This is a genomic window from Paraburkholderia fungorum (assembly GCF_900099835.1).
GTDB lineage: Bacteria > Pseudomonadota > Gammaproteobacteria > Burkholderiales > Burkholderiaceae > Paraburkholderia > Paraburkholderia fungorum_A.
Map to the genome: position 1 here is coordinate 2,231,035 of NZ_FNKP01000001.1, position 19,029 is coordinate 2,250,063.

A 19,029-nucleotide genomic window follows, 5' to 3' on the forward strand; every position below is an offset into this window, starting at 1 on the left:
AAAGGTTGACAGGGGGAATGATTTCCAGCGGAATTAACTCAGCAGGCCATTAAAAGGGCGCGTTCGAGCAGCGTGATCGACGCCGCAAAGCCGTTAAACGGGCAATTTTGCCGATCGGCTTCCCATTCAATCGACAGATAGAAGCCGAGGGGGCCGGAGTTTAAGCGCAATCGCGTATGAATAGCGATTCGACCCTATCGCATCGGCGCACGACGGGTTGTCGGCGGAATCAAAAAACTGTCCCGAGACCCGTTTTTCGGCATCAAGCTTTCCGCTTCACCTGCCGTAATCGCAAGCAATGGAGCGACGAAATACGAAGCGCGCGCCATGTGAACAGGGACTTGAAGGGGAACGATGATGGCAGATCAGGATTGGGTGATGGCGGGCGTGTATCTGGTGGGACTGGTGGCTACCCTGCTGTTGATGAGCGCATTGTCCGCGCGGGCGACGAAGATGCGCGCGGCGGCGTCCGGTTCAAACCATTCCAGCGAGTAAGGCTCCATCCGGGAAGCTGCTCTTTAGCAAACGCGTGCAACGCCAGGGGCGAAAAGCCGCTGGCGCGAGTTGCACGTGAATGCTGATTTGCCTGCCCGGATAGCGAAATAGCAGAAGACTATGCCGGCGGCGCGCAGATCCTGTAAGGGTCGCGCCGCTGCACCGGCAATAAGACATGGCCCATCTACATATGAACAGATGGCAGCCGATCGACTGCTAAAAATTGCCTGATCGACCGAGGCACATCAAAGACCGCACATGCGGCCCGACACGCCCAGCCCTTCCTGCGCCCCGCCACTTTCCGGCGAACGGCGCGCAATACCTGCCTTACTGCGGACGACGATGAGCTTCAGCGATAACCGCGCAGTTTTGCAGATGCAGGTTCAGCGCATGCAGCGCCAAAGCGCGCAGCTTGCCCAACCAGGTGGTGTTGCGAGCGGAAGTAGCACGGGCAGCGGCGTTGGAAGCGGTGTTCATGGTCAACTCCTGTATAGGGTTTATACCTAGGGAATAACCCGATTATAGTCCTCTTATGTCGCGCCGCAACAAAAATTAAATACGGAGTTGCGATGTTGTACGACGACCATATCCGCCAACGCACATAATTTCGCTTAGGGCGCCATCAGACGGCCGTCTATTAACCATCCGCACCGTACAGGTGCAATAATGGCCCCTTTGCCTGCGACCGTCCGCCGCAGCACTCCGCCGTCATGACCGTGGTCCAGAAAGCACTGATTGCGCCCCTCATCGTCGCGTGCGCGATGTTCATGGAAAGCGTCGACGCGAACGTGATCGTCACAGCATTACCGGCCATGGCGCGCGATTTCGGGCGCGATCCGGTCACACTGAAAATCGCGGTCACGAGTTACGTGCTCGGACTGGGCGTGTTTATCCCGGTGTGCGGATGGCTGGCAGACCGTTTTGGCGCACGCACCGTCTTCCGCACGGCAATCGGCATCTTCGTGACGGGCTCGCTGCTGTGCGCGGCGTCGAATTCGCTTGCCACCTTCACGCTGGCGCGCTTCGTCCAGGGTGTCGGCGGGGCGATGATGGTGCCGGTCGGACGCATCATCATTTTCCGGGTGGTCGACAAGGCCGACTTCATCCGCGCGATGAACTATCTGAGCGTTCCCGCGATGCTCGGCCCCGCCGCCGGCCCGCTGCTAGGCGGCTTCATCACCACCTATCTGCACTGGCGCCTGATCTTTTTCATCAACGTGCCGATCGGCATTCTCGGTATCTATCTGACCAACCGGTTCATCGCGAACACGCGTGAGCCCGACCCCGGCCCGCTCGACTGGATCGGCTTCCTGCTGTCGGCGACGGGCGCGGTGCTGCTTCTGCTGGGGTTGTCGCTGGTCGGCGGCGAACTGATTTCGAACGCGGACGCCTTCGGCATGTGCGGCTTTGGCGCGGCATTGCTGGCGATCTACGTCGTCTACGCGCAACGCGCGAAGCTGCCTCTGCTAGATTTGCGCTTTTTCAAGGTGCCGACGTTCCAGGCGAGCGTGCTCGGCGGCTCGCTGTTCCGTATCGGGTTAGGCGCGCTGCCGTTCCTGTTGCCGCTGATGCTGCAGGAAGGCCATGGGATGAGCGCGTTCCAGTCCGGGCTGATCACCTGCGCGTCGGCGTTCGGCGGCATGTTCATGCGGACCGTCGCGTCCACGGTGCTGCGGCGCTTCGGCTTCCGCTCGGTGCTGGTCGTCAACGCCGCGTTATCGGGTATTTCAATTGCGGCGTGCGGGCTGTTTTTCCCCGGCACGCCTACGTGGATCATCTGGGTGGTCGTGCTGCTCGGCGGCTTCTTCCCTGCGCTGCAATTCACGAGTCTGAATTCGCTGACGTATGCCGAAATCGCCAGCCGCGACGTAGGGCGCGCGACCAGTCTCGGCAGCGTCGTCCAGCAGATGTCGCTCGGCCTCGGCGTAACGGTTGGCGGGATCGTGTTGCAGATGTCGCGGGCGCTGCACGGGCATCCGAGCATCATGTGGTCGGATTTCTGGCCGGCGTTTCTGGTGGTCGGACTGTGCTCGTTCGCGTCGATTCCGGTCACGCTGCGCATGCCGCGCGGCGCGGGCGCGGAAATATCACGCGGCGGACGCGGTTAAGCGCCCTGCCCGTCATTCCGGCCGGCCTTGCTTGCGGATCACGCTGATATCGCCGTTGCGCTCGAGAATCGCCTCCGCCACGCTATCCATCGAACGTGAGCCGGTTTTCTGCCGCACGCTTTCGCGAACGTCGGTTGGCGTGATCAGCGCGGCGTTCATCTCACTCGCGTCGAATGCGCCATTGCGGAAAACCTCGCGTTCGACTCCGCCCACCAGCCGCTCGAAGCGGGTCGAATGCACGCAGGCCAGCGCCAGCAGCCGGTGACACGCGACGATCACGAACGACGACAGCACCGTCGCGCCAAACGGCGACGCGCCGACAATCGCGCGACTCAGCGTTGCGCCGAGCAGGATCACGACGACCGAATCGAATGGCGAGCGCTGTCCGAACGAACGCCGCCCCGACACGCGGATTAGCACCACCGCGATCACGAACACGACGATCGCGCGCAGAGCCATCTGCAATGTGTTGAGATCACGGCCCTCGCCGAACAGAACGAAGATCGCATTCGTCATGTCGTCCTCCTTGGGGCTTGTGGCGTTGTTTGAGGCGTTGCTTGCCGCCTTGCTTATGGCCGTGTTCGCCACCTTGCTGGCTGCCTTGCTCATGGCCGTGCTGGCGGCTTTTTTCTTGTGGTCTTTTATCAGAGCCGCACCCAAAGCAAACCGGATCGGCCCACCGCTGTTATCCAGCCGCCCACCCAACGAGCGTATCGCCGAAACCGCCGCTTGCACGGGCCGCCGCGCGCGCACTCGTAATCACGCGCGGCGCGGCGCTCCACGCGATGTGCGCGCCGATCGCGATCAGCCGGTCGACCAACGCGACATCCTCGCTGCATGTCAGCGGTGGAAAGCCGCCTGCGCGCCGGTAAGCCTCCGCCGATACGCCCAGATTCGCGCCGTGAATATGCCGGTGGCCGTCCGCATCGACATAGGTCTTGCGGAAATATTCGCGCACGCTGTGCGGATGCGCGCTCCAGTCGTCGACGGCAATCGAGCCGCACACCGCGTCCGCATCGAGCGACAACTGCGCGACCAGCCACGTCGCCGACACCCGGCTGTCCGCATCGGTGAACGCGAGCCAGCGCGCGCCGTCGGCGAGCAGATAATCCGCGCCGGCAGCCCGTGCAATGCCGACATTGCGCGCCTTCAACGCCAGCGTTTCGACGCCGTAAGCCCGCGCAATCGCGCCGGAGAAATCGTTGCACGCGTCGAGCACGACGACGATGCGCACCGTCTCGCCCGCGAGGTCTTCGTGACGCGACGCTTCGAGCAGCGCTGCGAGACAAGGCGCGAGCAACGCCTCTTCGTTATGTGCCGGGACGATCACGCCGATCATAGAAGCCCCTCGCGTTGCGCAACCGACCGTGCGTCGCGCGACCATACGTCGATCAGCAGATCGGCTTCGTCGTGATGCGCGAGTCGCGACAGTCCGCATCGCGCATCGAACAATGCATGCGCGGAATCGGCGGATTGCAGCGCTTCAGCAAACGGCCTGCGCCAGTGACAGGCGAGCAGCGTGCCGTCGGTGGTCAGCGACGCGGCGATTCGCGCAGCGAGCGTTTCCAGTTCGTCGCCGTGCAGGTAATACGCGAATTCGCTGATCACGATCAGATCGAACGGCCCGGCTTCGGTCGGCCATTCGAGCGGCACCGTGCGTTGTTCGACGAGCACTTGCGGCATCCCGGCGACGCGTTCGCGCGCCAATGTCACCGCGCGTTCGTGCAGATCGGCGGCGAGCAGCGCGTCGCAGCGGCCCGCCAGTTCGGCGGTCAGTTCGCCGTTCGCGCAGCCGGGCTCGAACGCATTGCGATAACGCGGACGCGGCAGCAACGCGAGCGTCAGCGTACGTTTTCGGCGCTCATACCAGCCCTCGCGAAGCTTCCAAGGATCGTCGCTTTCCCTGTAGAGGTCGTCGAAATATTGGGCCGTCGAATTCATTCGATGATCCTCTGCTTCTTCAAGGGGTTTGACGCGGAGTGTCAGAGCGTCCATGGCGTGACTCCCGGCGTGGCGGAAACGAGTTCGCCGAGCGACGCCAGATCGCGTTCCGCATGGCTTTGCCGCAGGAACACGGGCAGGTCCGCGAGCGCGCGGGCAAAGTGCGCGTCGCGGCAGAGCGGACCGGCGCCGAGCGTGCGCGTGGCGTGTGTCATCACGACCGTCGCCGCTTCCTCGACGACAAGTCGAGCGCGCATCGCTTCGCGTTGCGCGTCGGCGAGCGGATTGGCGTCGATATAGGCCGCCGTTTCGCGAAGCACAGCGGCGGCGGATACCAGCGCGACATCGACTGCGCCGAGGTGAGCCAACCGATGCGGATCGGCGCGCTGGGCGCAGGCATCGCGCAACGTGCGGCCGATCTGCGCCGCCGCGCCATACCAGCACGCGGCAATACCCGCACCGCCATGCCAGAACCCCGGCCGACGCACATACGCATGGGCCGCGCCGACCAGCGTCGCGGGCGTTCTGTCGAACGTCACATCGGCGCTGGCGGTGGCCTGCATGCCGACCGCCTGCCACTTCGACGTATCGATCGTGATCGACGGGTGATCCATGGCGACAGCGGCAAGCACGGGCTCGTTATCGAACCACGCAGTCACAAGCGCATGGCTGACAGCTTCCGCGCCCGAGCACCACGCCTTTGTTCCCGCTAGAACGACTTGAACGCCAGCGTCGGCATTGCTTCGGATTCCTGCCTGGATTGCCTGGACGCGCGCATCTGGCGGCTCGGCGGCCCACACACCCCAGCGGCTCGCTGGAGGGGAGATTGGGCCACGCAACTCCGCGAGAATCGCAAGCGCGTCGGTATGGCCTTCGAACAGTTTGATGAGACTGAGATCGCACGCGGCGACGGCCGCCAGTACACGCCAGCGGGCCAGCGTCTGACCTTGAGCGGGGAGCGGCATTAACGGCGCATGGTCATAACCGCGCTCGATGAGCAGGCGCAAACCGTCATCTGGCGAAACGGCATGAATGGAGTCGAAGCGCGTGTCGCGCAGAACCTCTTCAAGCGCATTCTCCGGCGCATCAACAGGCTTTACGTCCTGCCGCGCCCTCGCCCCAACTGCCGGATTCGATGAAGCTGAAAAACACGAATCGCCGCTTCCGGTTTTACCGGACGGGCTGTCGCCCGGTCTTCCGCGAGAATCGGCAAAAGGCCGCGCATTGACGGCGGCCGCACGGCCTTGCGTATCGAGCATCGTGCCTCCCTGAAGCGCTTCGATCGGTCCGCGGCGCTGGTCGCCGCAGAGCATACAAACCGCACAGCAAGCGTCGTGCCGCAACTATTGGACGACGAAACGCATTGCTATCTTCAGGGACTTCGGTTTATGCGAAGGACAATTCGCAAAAGGAACACGACGGGAACACTACGGCCGCCGACGCGCCTCGACCCGCGCGAGCAACTCATCGAACAACGACAACTCCACCGGCTTCACCAGATGCGCATGGAAACCTGCATCGCGAGTACGTTCGCGGTCGCTCGCGTGACCGAAGCCGGTCATCGCCGCATACATCGTGTCGGCCAGCTCGGGCATCTTGAGCAGCGCGGCGATGGTCGCGTAACCGTCCATCTTCGGCATCGCGATGTCGATCACGCAAAGATGAGGCGCAAATTGCGGCGCGATCTGGATCGCCTGCTCGCCCTCGTACGCGACACGCACTTCGTGGCCCTTGAGTTCGAGCAGCATCCCGAGGCTGTCGGCGGAATCGTGGTTGTCGTCGATCAGCAGAATCCGCAATGGCGTGACCTGCTGAGACTCCGTGCCGGTTTCATCGGCGGGAGACTCGGACGATGCAGCCGCGAGCGGCAAACTCAACGTGAACGCGCTGCCACAACCCGGCCCGTCGCTGCTCGCAAAAATGCTGCCGCCGTGCATTTCCACCAGCGACTTGCACAGCGTCAGGCCAATCCCAAGACCGCCCTCGCCCGAACTCTGCGCGGCCTTTTCCTGCGCAAACAGTTCGAAGATGCGGTCGAGCGAACGGGCGGGAATCCCGCAGCCCGCGTCGCGTACTTCGATCACGGCCATGTTGTAGTCGATGCGTGCCAGCACGTCGATGACACTGCCCACCGGCGAAAATTTCGACGCGTTGTGCAGCAGGTTTTGCAGCACCTGAACAAGCCGCGTCAGGTCGCCGCGAATGGTCATCGGCTCGAGCGGAAGATGCTCGACGACACGCTGATTACGCGCGTCGGTGAACGGCCGCGCGGCCTCGGTCGCACGCGCAACCAGTTCGCCCAGATCGACACGCGAATAGCGCAGTTCGACCTTGTCCGACATGATCCGGCCCACGTCGAGCAGGTCGTCGACCAGCCGCGTGAGGTGCGTGACCTGACGGTCGATCAGATCGCGTGCGCGTGCGAGCACGGGGCTCAGCCCGGTCTCCATCTGCATCACACCCACCGCGTTGCGGACTGGCGCGAGCGGATTGCGCAACTCGTGCGCGAGCGTCGCCAGAAATTTGCGCAGACGTTCGCTCGAACGCTCCGCTTCTTCCCGCTGACGCCGCTCGGTCAGATCGCGCGTGACCTTGGCAAAGCCGCGCAGCCGGTTCGACTCGTCATGCACAGCCGTAATGTTGACGTTCGCCCAGAAGGTCGTGCCGTCCTTGCGCACCCGCCAGCCCTCGTCTTCCACATGCCCAAGCTGCCGCGCGATAGCCAGCTCGCGAGCCGGCTTGCCCGCGGCCGCTTCTTCCTGCAAATAGAACTGCGAGAAATGCCGGCCGACGATTTCATCGCGCGTATAGCCCTTGATTCGCGCGGCGCCCGCATTCCAGCTCACCACGAAGCCTTGCGGATCGAGCATGAAGATCGCGTAGTCCTTGACGCTGTCGACCAGCAAACGGAAGCGCTCTTCGCTTTGCCGCAATGCTTCGACGTACTCGCGTTGCGCGGTCAGGTCGCGCGTGATCTTTGCAAAGCCAGTCAGGATGCCCGCATCGTTACGGATCGCCGTGATGACGACGTTCGACCAGAACGTCGTGCCGTCCTTGCGAACCCGCCAGCCTTCGTCTTCGAAACGGCCGGTTAGCGACGCCTGCTGCAACTCGTAAGCGGGCCAGTCGCGCGCTATCGCTTCTTCGGTATAAAAGCGCGAAAAGTGCTGGCCGACAATTTCCGCCTCTGTGTAACCCTCGATCTTCTGCGCACCGACGTTCCAGCTGACGACCCGTCCGGTGGCGTCGAGCAGGAAGATTGCATAGTCTTCGATCGCCTGCACCAGTTGCCAGTAATCGACATCGAGAGGCCGGGCCGGACGCGTTGGGGTGACATGGGCCGGCTCACCGCTGTCGTGGGAGGGGGGGACGTCGAGCTGTTTCATGGTGCATATGTAGAGGGGGTTTTGCCCGGAAGGATACACCGCGCATGCGTCGCTGCCGGGCCTATCGTTTCACCTGAGAGGTTTGGCTAAGAGGCTCGCGCGTTGGTTGACAGAGGTCAGAGTCAGAATCCGCATAAAACAGGCCTGCTGCACGTGGCCTGCTGTCAGGCACCGCGTTTGCTAGACAACGGCTACCTCACTTCGAAGCATCGACATAAAGGAGCCTCAATGAAACAAGCCTTCACAACCCTCGCCTTCGCCGCCGCGGTCGCGCTTACCAGCACGGTCGCGCATGCCGAAGGCTGTACCAAAGGCGCTGTGGTGGGCGGCGTCACCGGCCACGTTGCCGGGGATCATGGCGTAGCGGGCGCAGCAGCAGGCTGTGCGATCGGCCATCACGAAGCGAAGAAGAAGGACAAGGCGGCAAGCGCGGCGGCGTCAGCGAGTCAACCGGCGGGCAAATAACCACCACTCGCCCAGCGCATTTATGCCTATGTCGCCAGTCATTTGATAAACAGGCCGCTCGTGACAGGAAATCACGAGCGGCCTGCTCGAATAACACGTAGTTAAATCAGTGCTTAAACCGCCACTGTCTGGTCCTTAATTCGCGGGTTAAAACCATCGGCTTCCGGGAACGCGCTCAACTTGCCGCGCCCAGCTTTTCCGCCAGTTTCGCGTCGTAACTCGAATGCACATGCACGCGTTTTTTCTCGGGATACGAGTACGAATACGCCTTGCGCAGCGCGAGCGATGCCTCGTGGAAACCCGACAGGATCAGCTTCTGCTTGTTCGGATAATTAGCGATGTCGCCCACCGCGAAAATGCCGGGCCGCGAGCTTTCGTAATAGGAAGTATCGACATCGATGCGGCCGCCGTGAATCGTCAGCCCCCACTGTGCAATCGGACCGAGATCGGCCACCAGGCCGTATAGCGCGACGACGTGTTCGGTTTCAAGCTGCGTCTCGCCTTCGAGTTGCCGCAACGTCAGCGACCTGAGCGTCTCGCCTTCGACGTTAAGCGCCGAAATCGCCCCGACGACGAAGTCCATCTCGTCCGCCTCGACCGCACGCCGCATCAACTCGACGCTCGAATCGGCCGCGCTGAAACCGTTGCGCCGATGCACCAGCGTCACGCGCCGCGCGACTTTGCGCAACGCGAGCGCCCAGTCGAGCGCCGAATCGCCGCCGCCCGCGACGACCACGGTCTTGTCCGCGAAATCGGCGAGGCGCGGCACGCTGTAATGCACATGACGCGACTCCAGAGGCACGGCCTCGGCGAGCGCGAGCTTTTGCGGCACGAACGCGCCGTTGCCCGCCGCCAGCAGGATCGCCGCGACGTCGAACTCGAGCGCGCCGCTGGTTCGAACGGTCCAGCGGCCGTCGTCGCGCTGTTCGACCGATTCGACCCGCTGTTCGAGGTGAATCGGCACGTTGAACGGCTTGCATTGCGCAATCAGACGGTCGACCAGTTCGCGCGCGGTGCATGACGGGATGGCGGGAATGTCGTAAATCGGCTTGTCGGGATAAAGCTCAGTGCACTGGCCGCCCACTTTGTCGAGCACGTCGACGATCTGACACGACAGGCCGATCACGCCCGCCTCGAACGCCGCAAACAGTCCCACGGGACCGGCGCCGACGATCAGGACATCGGTGCGGATGGGGGTTGGATGGGGGTCGGCGGTGGGCGTCATGGGCGTTTCTCTTCGATTGGGTCGATTGGGTAGTGGCTCACCATACCGAATCGACCGAAGCGCGGCAACGATGCCATTACAAGTGGTAAGGACGCTTGGCGAAGGCCTGGAGGCAGAGCTTTAACGTTCTGCGACGACGAGGATGACGATTTGCACACGACGGCGTGGGTGTACAGAAGGCCCCCTAATACGCACCCCATGCGAGGTAATCGAAAGAGATCCGGCTACCGTGTCGGCCCTTTAGCGCAATCTGTAATCGCGCCAATCTGCAACGTCGCGGAGGTCAGAGGAGACACCCGCGACGCCTTACTTTCCAAGCGACGTAAGAAAAGCCAGAAAATCGTCAATCAGCAGTGGTTTGGCGAAGTAATGATCGAAGCCGGCCTGAGCCGCATTGTTTCGATAATCGTCGCTGGAATATCCGCTGAGTGCGACGAGCGTGAGATGCGTAGAAGCCCGCACTTGGCGCAATGCAATCGCAACATCGAACCCCGGCATGTCCGGCAAGCCGAGGTCGACGACCGCGACCGAAGGATTGAATGTTTCCGCCGTCGACAACGCGCTCCTGCCGTCGTAAGCAACCGCGCATTCGTAGCCGTGTATCTCCAGAAGCGCCGCCAGCGAATCGGCCGAATCTTTGTTGTCGTCGACAATCAACACCCTGTGTTCGCCGTTGCCCTCGCTCTGTGGCGCGGCTGGTGTTGCTTCAACAACTTCCTCGTCGACGATCGGCAAGGTAACCACAATACGGCTTCCCATGCCGATGCCGTCGCTATACGCAGCGACCGAGCCTCCGTGATCCCGTACGAGTCGCTGCACCACAGTCAATCCGATGCCGAGGCCTGCATCCTGCCGCCCGATCGAGGTCGCGCCTTGCGCAAACAGGTCGAATACGCGCGGCAGCATGGCAGGATCGATCCCCACTCCCCGGTCGCTGACCGTCACCTGCACGTCGTCACCGACGCGCGTAGCCCGGATGTCGATCACATCCGGCTGCTTCGTATAGCGGGCGGCGTTATGAATGATGTTATTGAAAACCTGCTTCAAACGGGCGATATCGACTCGAACCGAGAGGATTTCGGGCGGGTACTCGACGCGAACCCGATGGCCGCGCCGCTCTATCTCCGCCAGCGACATTTCGATGCCCCCGTCGATCAGCGCGGTGACCGAGGCGACTTCGGTCTGAAGCTCCACCTTTCCCCGGGTGATACGGGAAACGTCGAGCAGATCGTTGACCATGCGGGACAACTGCGCAGTCTGCCGGGCGATCACTGCAAACGTCTGCTCACGAGATTCCGCGACGGTGCGCTCAGCTAATTCGAGCGACAGCGAGATCGCCGCCAGCGGATTGCGCAACTCATGCGCGAGCATCGCCAGAAACTCGTTCTTGCGCAAATCGGCGTCTTCAAGTTCCGCTTTCTTCCGACGCAATTCTTCGAGCGTCAACAGCATTTCGCGGTTCTGCTGTTCGAGTTCCTCGACCGGCGTTTGCGGCTTGCGGCGTGTGAGCTGCTCGACACGCGAGCTTAATTCACGCCCGGAAAGCCGTGCGGTACCGCGCGGGAGAAATATTTCCAGCGTGACCGTTGTCCCTTTGCCGGGTTCGGAGTGAATAAAGAACCCGTCGGTCATGCGCTGGCTGCCGGGGATGCCGACACCGACTTCGCCCGTGCGGCCCTGATGGTCTCTGAGCAACTCATCGACATTCGCGATGCCGGGGCCGTTATCGCTGATCTGCGCGATCACGCACTGCGTCTCGTCCGCGTCGGTGGCGTCGCCGACCAGGAAGGTCAGCGTACCGCCGCCCGCAAACTGAACCGCGTTGCGCGCGATCTCCGACACGGCGGTGATAAAGCGCGTCCGCTGCACGTTATCGAGTCCAAACAGTTCGCCGATCTGTCGCGACCGGTCACGAATGGCCACGAGGCTGAGGTTCGTACTAATCGGCGTCGACAGAATTCGGTGACGCATATCAGGATGCCTTCACGACGACGATCGTTGCATCGTCCGTATCGCGCGCGAAGTCGCGGTGCAGGACGTTGGCGATCAGACTCGGATGCCGGTCGACAAGACCGGGATGACGGTTCAGATTCCAGCGTGTGGAGAGCCCGTCGGTGGTCGCGACGAATACGCTGCCCCGGGTCAGGGGCACTTCGCTCGGACGAACGGTGCGCATGTTATAGCCGACGGTGCCGTCCGTTGAAATCAGATGCTGCGTATCGTTACCGGAAGCGACGATTCCAACTATGTTACCGACGCCGGCAAACGACATGAGCGCTTTATCCGCATTGAACATCGCGACGGCCATCACGGCTCCCCGCGTCGTCTTGATGCCTTGATGAACGGCGCGCAAAACGTCCGCCGGCGTGTCGTTGATACCGGCTTGCTGGAATATGCCGACAGCACGGTTCGATGCCTCTGCGGCCAGTGGGCCATGACCCAGTCCGTCCAGCAGCGCAATCCAGAGACCGTTACCGGTGTGCCGGATGCCGAACGCGTCGCCGCAGATATCCTGTCCAAGTTTCGGCGTGGATCTCGCGCCGACCTCGAACGGGTGCGCCGCTGCATCACAGGAGTTGGCAATCCGGGCCAGCAGTGCCGTCCCGCAACCCGTCACGGAGTAGATATCGAACAGCGTCGAGTGCCGTTCGATGGTGCCGAGGCCGGCTCCCAGACTCCCGCCGGTAGAGAAGCCGTCAGTGCGTGCCGAGGTCAGATTGGTAATGCCAGGGCCTCGATCGAGCGCGATCACTTCAAGCCCTTGAGCCGCGCCTTCCTGATAATTCCTGAGCGTGACCTGACCCTGGCCTGCGTACTTGAGAATATTGGTCGCGGCCTCTGTGACGACGAGCGCGGCATCGGCCTGGCGTTTTTCCGATAACCCTAGCGCGTGCGCCATATGTATTGCGCGACGACGCACATCAGCGACACCGCTTTTGTCGGTCAGGCTTAGCGTCGCTTCCATTGGATAATGCTCACTCTGGTGCCTTGTCCCACAATTGAAGTAATTTCGAATTCGTTGACGAGCCGGCGCGCACCGCCGAGCCCCAGACCCATGCTTTTGGCTGTGCTGAAGCCGTCTTCGAGCGCGCGCTCGATGTCGGGAATACCCGGTCCAGAGTCTTCAAAAACAAGTTTGATGCCGGGCCGGCCTCCCTGATTGACCTCTGCAATCGTGAGCGTGCCGCCCTGCCCGTGAACCAGCGTGTTGCGAGCCAACTCGCTCGCAGCGGTGACGAACTTGGTCCGCTCCAGCGTGCCGAAGGCCATCCGCACGGCCCATTCCTGGACTGTTTTACGAGCGAGATTGACCTGGTCGCCAGAGCGAATGTCCAGTACGACTTCGCTTAATTTAACGATGGCGGCTCTCCCGCGTCGTCCAGCGATGCGCGCAGTAACGCCATACCTTTGTCGACATCGAGCGCCGTGCGGATTCCGTGAAGCGACATGCCAAGTTCAACCAGCGTGATCGCCACGGCAGGCCGCATTCCGACGAGGACGGTCGTGGCGTCCATGATGCGCGCCATCGCGGCGATATGGCCCAGCGTGCGTCCGATGAACGAATCGACGATCTCGAGAGCAGAGATGTCGATCAGCACGCCTCGCGCACGCGTGCGCTCGATCCGCGACGTCAGGTCGTCCTGCAGGCCCAGCACCAATTCGTCATGGAGCTCGACCTGAATCGAAACCAGCAGAAACTCGCCGAGCTTGAGAACTGGAATCTGCTCCATTTCAGTTGTCCTGCTTCAGGGCCGAGAGCTTGCCGACGCCGAGGCCGACTCGACGCAGGGCGACCTTCAGCGCTTCAGCGAGCGTCGCCTTCGTGACCACATCGCCCAGATCGACGCCAAGGTGCACGATGGTCTGCGCGATTTGCGGACGAATTCCGCTGATGATGCATTCGGCGCCCATCAGGCGCGCAGCGGCCACTGTCTTGAGCAGGTGCTGTGCAACGAGCGTGTCGACCGTCGGAACACCGGTGATATCGATGATGGCAATCGCAGCTTCGTTTTCGACGATCGAATCGAGCAGGCTTTCCATGACGACCTGGGTGCGCTCGCTGTCGAGCGTACCGATCAGCGGCAGCGCCACGATCGAATCCCACAGCCGCACCACCGGCGTGGTCAGATCGAGCAATTCCTGCTGCTGACGCTCGATGATCTCCTGACGCGTTTCCTGGTAAGCCTCGACCGTCAGCAGGCCGAGCCTGTCGAGCGTTTGCGTCAGCTTCCAGAGTTCGTCTACCAGGCGGGACGAATCCTTGCCGAACTCTTTCCGCAACGCGTCAAACAAGGGCTTTTTCAGCGAAAAGATGAAGGTGGCAGTTTCCGCCGGGGAAAAACCCTGCACGACACGTTCACGCGACAGCGCGATGAGATGTGCGCGGATAGCCTGCCAGGCTTCGCCGCTCAATTCCTCGTCGTAGTCGCTTTTGACTGCCTTCGCGAAGATCGCGAGAAATACCCGTGACGTTTCTTTCAGTTCGCCGTCCGAGATCACCCCTTGCCGCGAACCGCCCGCCAACTGTCCATCGACCCACGCCGTCAGGATAGAACTTTCGTTCTTTTCCAGAATGGCACCCAAATCTGTCTGATCGCTCAATGTTTGCTCCTGAGTGGGTTCATGCGCTATCCAACGAGTGCCATATCATACAGTCCGGCGATTTCGGCGGGCCGTGTGTCTTCTCTTCCTTGAATGAATTTTTTAGCGGAGGTTGCGCTCTCGCACAAAGGAAGTTTTGGGCGCACACGTAAACCCTGAATTTTCCGATCTGGCAGCCGTCCATCGGTACTTTCTACGACACCCGATCCGTTTTTTTCGTGCAGTGCAGCACGCAAATTTGCGATTTCCCCGGCGCGCATTCAGCCACCACATTACGTCGCTAGTGGCCTTGATAAGAGTCTGTATGGCAGCCTGCCGACTCTTTCCGATTTCCGCAGCCGCACCGGTATCGATTTAGACGGCGGCACGAGGCTGCCCTTCGCGTGATGCGACAGCGGGATGAGCCGGTTGCATTCAGTAGCGGCTCATGACACAACTGGCCGGCGTATCGAAAGCATGTACGCGCGAGAAGTTAATACAGGCAGGAAGTTCCGGGCGACGCGCGTCCTGACACGTAGAACATGGCCTCTTCTGCTTCAATTGCGCGTCACCCTTTTGCGATCCCGGCGAACGCGTGTCCCCCTGTCGTTTGCGAGGACCGGTCGGTGGCCGGGTCCCAGCGCGCGGGTGCAGTCAGCCATCCTGACGATTCGGGTTCGGTCAGTGTGTGTGGTGCAAAAAAATCGGGATCGATATGTTTGCTGGCGACGTCCCATGCGGTCGCATTCGCCCCCTTCTCGCAGCATGTAGCGTCACGCGAGTTCACGCTCACTGGCACGCTTTTATCGTCGATTGGCGGCTGAGGTATGAAGCTCCCGATTACTCCCGGCTCATCAAATGCGAAGACGGTTTGCGGGTCTTACGTCGTGCTGGCAGTTGCCAAAGGCGGCTTCGCACGCGCTGATGAGCTGGGTATGCCACACGCAATCTGGTGCACGGCCCGCTACGACAAACGAATAAAAACGGGCAGCGTAACGCGTCCGCACATACGCACCTTTATCCGCGTGCAGGGAACGGCTCTTGCGATGTCAGCAACACCAGGCCGCGCTCGATCATCGTCGTTGACATCGTTCGCAGGTAATGCGCAGCGACATCTGACGAAGATCACAACGCCTTTCCTATCCCGGAGTTATTCATGGCCGACACCCGCAATCAATTCACCATGCAGGACCCCACCACACAATATCCGCAGCCGCCCTTCGAACGGCAGCCGCAATCAGCGCCCGGACTGGCGCAGAGGATGACTCCGAAGCCCGATCACGGCGAGACGAGCTACAGGGGATTCGGTCGACTCGCCGGCCGCCGCGCACTGATCACCGGCGCGGACAGCGGCATTGGACGAGCGGTTGCGATCGCATTCGCCCGCGAAGGTGCCGATGTGGCGCTGAACTATTTGCCGAGCGAGGAAGCGGACGCACGCGAGGTCATCCGGCTCGTTGAAGAAGCTGGCAGGAAGGCAATCGCCCTGCCCGGCGACGTTGGCGACGAGGCGTTTTGCCGCCGGCTTGTCGAACAGTCGGTCGGGCAACTCGGCGGCCTCGATATTCTGGTGAACGTGGCGGGCAAGCAGGTATTCGTCGAAGATATCGCCGATCTCACCACGCAGCAACTCGAAACGACCTTCCGCACCAATGTCTTTGCGATGTTCTGGCTCTGCAAGGCAGCTTTGCCGCATCTGCCGCCGGGCGCGACCATCATCAATACGACGTCGATCCAGAGTTATCAGCCAAGCCCGGGTCTGCTCGACTACGCGTCGACCAAAGCGGCCATCACGGCCTTCACCCACGGCCTGGCGAAACAGGTGATCGGTAAAGGCGTCCGTGTCAATGCAGTTGCACCAGGTCCAGTGTGGACACCGCTTCAGCCGAGCGGCGGGCAGCCGCAGGAGAAAGTCGAAGAATTCGGCTTGGAAGCGCCGATGAAGCGCCCCGGCCAGCCTGCGGAACTCGCACCTGTCTATGTACTGCTGGCGTCGCAGGAGTCGAGCTTTGTGACGGGCGAAGTGTATGGCGTGACCGGTGGCAATCATCTGCCTTGATAAGGGCTCACGCGGGTATGGGGCGGTGTCGGCGCTCGATTCGTGCGCCCGGCATCGCTCCGCAGGATCGCGTTGCTTTCGCCATTAGAAAAACTGCTTTCTGCGGGCCGTCCGCACGGCATCGAGCGATGCTAACCGTAAAAAATGAGAGCCCTGAGGACGCCTGTCCGAAGCCGCCGCGAAACCGTCAAAGTGGTCACCTGAAAATACCCAAAATCGGTCATTTTTAGAATCCATTTCGACGTCTAAGATTCACTCATCGCGTCACGGAATGCCAGCAGAACAGCGTCCAGCCACGCGTTCAACCATCCCACTGAGGAGTGAATCATGGAACAACGTCTCGACTTCTACAAAGCCAATCCCGCCGCGATCAAGGCAATGCTCGGCGTCGAAGAGCGCATCGGCAAATCGGCGCTCGAAAAATCGCTGACCGAACTGGTGCGTCTGCGTGCATCGCAGATCAACGGCTGCGCATTCTGCGTCGACATGCACACCACCGACGCCCGCAAAGGCGGCGAAACCGAGCGCCGTCTCGCCACCGTAGTGGTATGGCGCGAAACGCCGTTCTTCACCGACCGCGAACGCGCCGCACTCGAATGGACCGAAGCGGTGACGCTGGTGTCGCACGAGCATGTGCCCGATGCCGTGTGGGAAGCTGTGCGTCCGCATTTCAGCGACGAGGAACTGGTCGACCTGACGCTGCTGATTTCGGCGATCAACGCATGGAACCGCTTTGCGATTTCGTTCCGCAAGATGCCTGCATAAAAGGCTGCACGACGCGCTGGATGAAAGGACTCCCTAAGGCCTGCATGAAGGACCCGCGTCAAAGCCAGATCATGCCGAACCCGCTACGCGAGCGCTCAATAAGCCGCTTCGCGTAGCGCCCGGTCGCCCGACACCTTGAAAGCCGCCGTCAACTCGCTCAACTGCCGCGCCTGATCGGCCAGCGAGTTCGCGGTCGCCGCGCTTTCCTCGACCAGCGCCGCATTGTGCTGGGTCACCTCGTCCATTTGCGTGACGGCGAGGCTCACCTGTTTGATCCCCTCGCTCTGCTCCTTCGACGCCGCCGCGATCTCGCCGACGATCCGCGCGACCCGTTCGATCGCAGCTTCGATGTTCTGCATCGTGCCGCCCGCTTCGTTGACGAGGCCTGCGCCGTTTTCCACGCGCGAGGTGGACTCCGCGATCAGCGCGCCGATTTCCTTTGCGGCCGCCGCCGAGCGTTGCGCGAGACTGCGCACTTCGCCCGCGACCACCGCAAAACCGCGCCCTTCCTCGCCCGCTCGCGCCGCTTCGACGGCCGCATTCAGCGCAAGAATATTGGTCTGGAAAGCAATGCCCTCGATTGCGGTGATGATGCCGGTCATCTTCGACGAACCCGCGTGAATCACGCGCATGGTCTCGACCATGCTGCCGACCGAATCGCGCCCGCGCGCGGCCATCTCCGATGCGCGCAGCGCCAGTTCGCTCGCGTGATGCGCGTTCTCGGCGTTCAGTTGCACGGTCGACGTGAGTTGCTCCATCGCCGCCGCCGTCTGTTCGAGCGACGCGGCCTGTTCCTCGGTCCGTTGCGACAGATCGAGATTGCCTGCCGCAATCTGCTGGGTCGACGACGCAATCGAATGAGAGCCGGCCCGCACCGTGGTGACGGTTGCGCCGAGCTTGTCCTGCATCGACGCGACGCCGCGCAACAGCGTCGCCATTTCGTCGTTCGAGCGGATCGTTACGCGGGTCGTCAATTCACCGGCGGCGATCGCGTCGAACTGGCGCAGCGCGTCGTTCAGCGGCGTCATGATCGCGCGGCGCAACGTGCGCCAGCTGACGAACGCCACCGTCAAGCCCAGCACGATGCTGCCGATACACGCGATCAGCAGCGTATGAAAGCGCGCCGCCGAGCGGTCGTTCGCGTCGCTCGCCTGCTGATTCAGGTAGTTTTCCAGCGCACCCTGGCTCGTGTTCATCGCCGTATAAAGGCCGATCAGGTGATTCGCGCGGCCCTCGTCCATCCAGCTCACGTCGCCGCTGCGGATCGCCTCGACCAGCTTGTCGATACCGTCACGCCGCACAGCAGTGCGCTTCGCGTCGAGGTCGTCGGTGAGGGTTTGCAGTTCCGGCGTTTTCGGCAACTCGCGGAATGTGCGCCACCATTTGTCCGACTCGCCGAGCAGCATGTTCGCGCGTTCGAGTTGCGCGGTCAGTTGCGGCGAGTGCGGATTGCTCATCGCCCAGTCAAGGCCGAAGCGCGCCCGCGACATGGCGGTGCCCGATTTGCCGAGCGCGACGACCGACGCGAAGTGGACCGCGTACGCGTCGTGCTGCGCGTCGTTGCTTTCGTCCATGCCGAGAATGCCGAGGGCGCCGGTGGCGATCAACAGCACGCCGAGAAACGCGATGGTGATCGCGATGCGGAGATTGATGGTGAGGTGTCTGGTCATCGTGATTGTTCTGGCTCTGGCTGGTCTCGCGCTCTGGCTCATGACGTGCGGCTCCTGCGCACGGATGAAAGGCGATGTGTCCCGACGCCTTCCACGTGGCCACTCTGTACTTCCTGCTCAAACGATTTTTTGTTCCTTATTTGGAACATCTAACCGTATATGGAAAGTATATCGAGACAGGATCGTGCGAAAAAATAAAATCTGAAAGACGCGGTAAACGCGCAACAGGCGTGGCAGCGTCTGCGGAGACCGTATCTGGAGGAGTGGGAGGGCCGGAAAAGGCCACGATCAGGGCGCGCATTGCGCGCGCCGCCATTCATTTCTGGTTGCGGCT

General features: G+C 61.9%; 18 protein-coding genes. 5 read left to right on the forward strand and 13 right to left on the reverse strand.

The features are described from left to right. The first annotated feature begins 357 nt into the window (after window positions 1-357). On the forward strand, window positions 358-495 hold the full coding sequence (locus BLS41_RS38980) for a hypothetical protein (RefSeq protein ID WP_171910174.1): 138 nt from the start codon (window positions 358-360) through the stop codon (window positions 493-495). 327 nt (window positions 496-822) lie between these two features. Here BLS41_RS38980 and BLS41_RS38985 read toward each other — a convergent pair whose 3' ends face one another. Next, complete coding sequence (locus BLS41_RS38985; protein ID WP_171910217.1) at window positions 823-972, reverse strand: hypothetical protein; 150 nt, start codon at window positions 970-972, stop codon at window positions 823-825. Window positions 973-1,205: 233 nt separating this feature from the next. Here BLS41_RS38985 and BLS41_RS09785 point away from each other — a divergent pair, with 233 nt between their 5' ends. After that, window positions 1,206-2,603, forward strand: coding sequence for an MFS transporter (locus BLS41_RS09785; protein ID WP_074764122.1), 1,398 nt, complete (start codon window positions 1,206-1,208; stop codon window positions 2,601-2,603). Between the two features lie 12 nt (window positions 2,604-2,615). On the opposite strand, the gene BLS41_RS09790 is transcribed toward BLS41_RS09785, so the two are convergent. The 5 genes from BLS41_RS09790 to BLS41_RS09810 all read right to left on the reverse strand — a co-directional run bounded on the left by BLS41_RS09790 (window position 2,616) and on the right by BLS41_RS09810 (window position 7,930). Next, window positions 2,616-3,119: a DUF421 domain-containing protein gene (locus tag BLS41_RS09790; protein WP_074766433.1), complete on the reverse strand. Its 504-nt coding sequence runs from the start codon at window positions 3,117-3,119 to the stop codon at window positions 2,616-2,618. A 169-nt stretch (window positions 3,120-3,288) separates the two neighbouring features. Then, entirely contained in the window at window positions 3,289-3,942 is a 654-nt protein-coding gene (locus tag BLS41_RS09795) for a glycosyltransferase family 2 protein (protein ID WP_074764123.1), read from the reverse strand. Further along, window positions 3,939-4,544, reverse strand: a complete 606-nt coding sequence (locus tag BLS41_RS09800) for a class I SAM-dependent methyltransferase (protein WP_074766435.1) — start codon at window positions 4,542-4,544, stop codon at window positions 3,939-3,941. The genes BLS41_RS09795 and BLS41_RS09800 overlap by 4 nt, the downstream gene beginning before the upstream one ends. A 41-nt stretch (window positions 4,545-4,585) precedes the next feature. After that, window positions 4,586-5,803, reverse strand: a complete 1,218-nt coding sequence (locus BLS41_RS09805) for an acyl-CoA/acyl-ACP dehydrogenase (RefSeq protein WP_074766437.1) — start codon at window positions 5,801-5,803, stop codon at window positions 4,586-4,588. A gap of 168 nt (window positions 5,804-5,971) precedes the next feature. Then, window positions 5,972-7,930 (reverse strand): PAS domain-containing hybrid sensor histidine kinase/response regulator, encoded by a 1,959-nt coding sequence (locus BLS41_RS09810; RefSeq protein ID WP_074764124.1) that lies wholly within the window; start codon window positions 7,928-7,930, stop codon window positions 5,972-5,974. Window positions 7,931-8,158: 228 nt separating this feature from the next. Between BLS41_RS09810 and BLS41_RS09815 the strand changes: the two genes are divergently transcribed. Further along, window positions 8,159-8,395, forward strand: a complete 237-nt coding sequence (locus BLS41_RS09815; protein WP_074764125.1) for a hypothetical protein — start codon at window positions 8,159-8,161, stop codon at window positions 8,393-8,395. Between the two features lie 175 nt (window positions 8,396-8,570). Here the strand turns inward: BLS41_RS09815 and BLS41_RS09820 are convergent, their stop codons facing one another. The 6 genes from BLS41_RS09820 to BLS41_RS09845 form a co-directional block, all read right to left on the reverse strand. Next, entirely contained in the window at window positions 8,571-9,620 is a 1,050-nt protein-coding gene (locus BLS41_RS09820) for an NAD(P)/FAD-dependent oxidoreductase (protein ID WP_074764126.1), read from the reverse strand. A 306-nt stretch (window positions 9,621-9,926) separates the two neighbouring features. Continuing rightward, on the reverse strand, window positions 9,927-11,591 hold the full coding sequence (locus tag BLS41_RS09825) for an ATP-binding response regulator (RefSeq protein ID WP_074764127.1): 1,665 nt from the start codon (window positions 11,589-11,591) through the stop codon (window positions 9,927-9,929). A gap of 1 nt (window position 11,592) precedes the next feature. Continuing rightward, window positions 11,593-12,585, reverse strand: coding sequence for an ATP-binding SpoIIE family protein phosphatase (locus BLS41_RS09830; protein WP_074764128.1), 993 nt, complete (start codon window positions 12,583-12,585; stop codon window positions 11,593-11,595). Next, window positions 12,570-12,890 (reverse strand): anti-sigma regulatory factor, encoded by a 321-nt coding sequence (locus BLS41_RS09835; protein ID WP_253189671.1) that lies wholly within the window; start codon window positions 12,888-12,890, stop codon window positions 12,570-12,572. Before BLS41_RS09835 ends, BLS41_RS09830 begins: the two co-directional genes overlap by 16 nt. Before the next feature lie 77 nt (window positions 12,891-12,967). Further along, entirely contained in the window at window positions 12,968-13,351 is a 384-nt protein-coding gene (locus BLS41_RS09840) for an STAS domain-containing protein (protein ID WP_074764130.1), read from the reverse strand. Between the two features lies 1 nt (window position 13,352). Then, window positions 13,353-14,222, reverse strand: coding sequence for an STAS domain-containing protein (locus BLS41_RS09845; protein WP_074764131.1), 870 nt, complete (start codon window positions 14,220-14,222; stop codon window positions 13,353-13,355). Window positions 14,223-15,357: 1,135 nt separating this feature from the next. Here BLS41_RS09845 and BLS41_RS09850 point away from each other — a divergent pair. Continuing rightward, on the forward strand, window positions 15,358-16,260 hold the full coding sequence (locus tag BLS41_RS09850; RefSeq protein ID WP_074764132.1) for an SDR family oxidoreductase: 903 nt from the start codon (window positions 15,358-15,360) through the stop codon (window positions 16,258-16,260). A gap of 327 nt (window positions 16,261-16,587) precedes the next feature. Then, the gene (locus tag BLS41_RS09855) at window positions 16,588-17,025 is read left to right on the forward strand and encodes a carboxymuconolactone decarboxylase family protein (RefSeq protein WP_074764133.1); all 438 of its coding nucleotides are present in this window, start codon (window positions 16,588-16,590) and stop codon (window positions 17,023-17,025) included. Window positions 17,026-17,120: 95 nt separating this feature from the next. Here BLS41_RS09855 and BLS41_RS09860 read toward each other — a convergent pair whose 3' ends face one another. Next, window positions 17,121-18,695, reverse strand: coding sequence for a methyl-accepting chemotaxis protein (locus BLS41_RS09860; RefSeq protein ID WP_074764134.1), 1,575 nt, complete (start codon window positions 18,693-18,695; stop codon window positions 17,121-17,123). Window positions 18,696-19,029 lie beyond the last annotated feature (334 nt).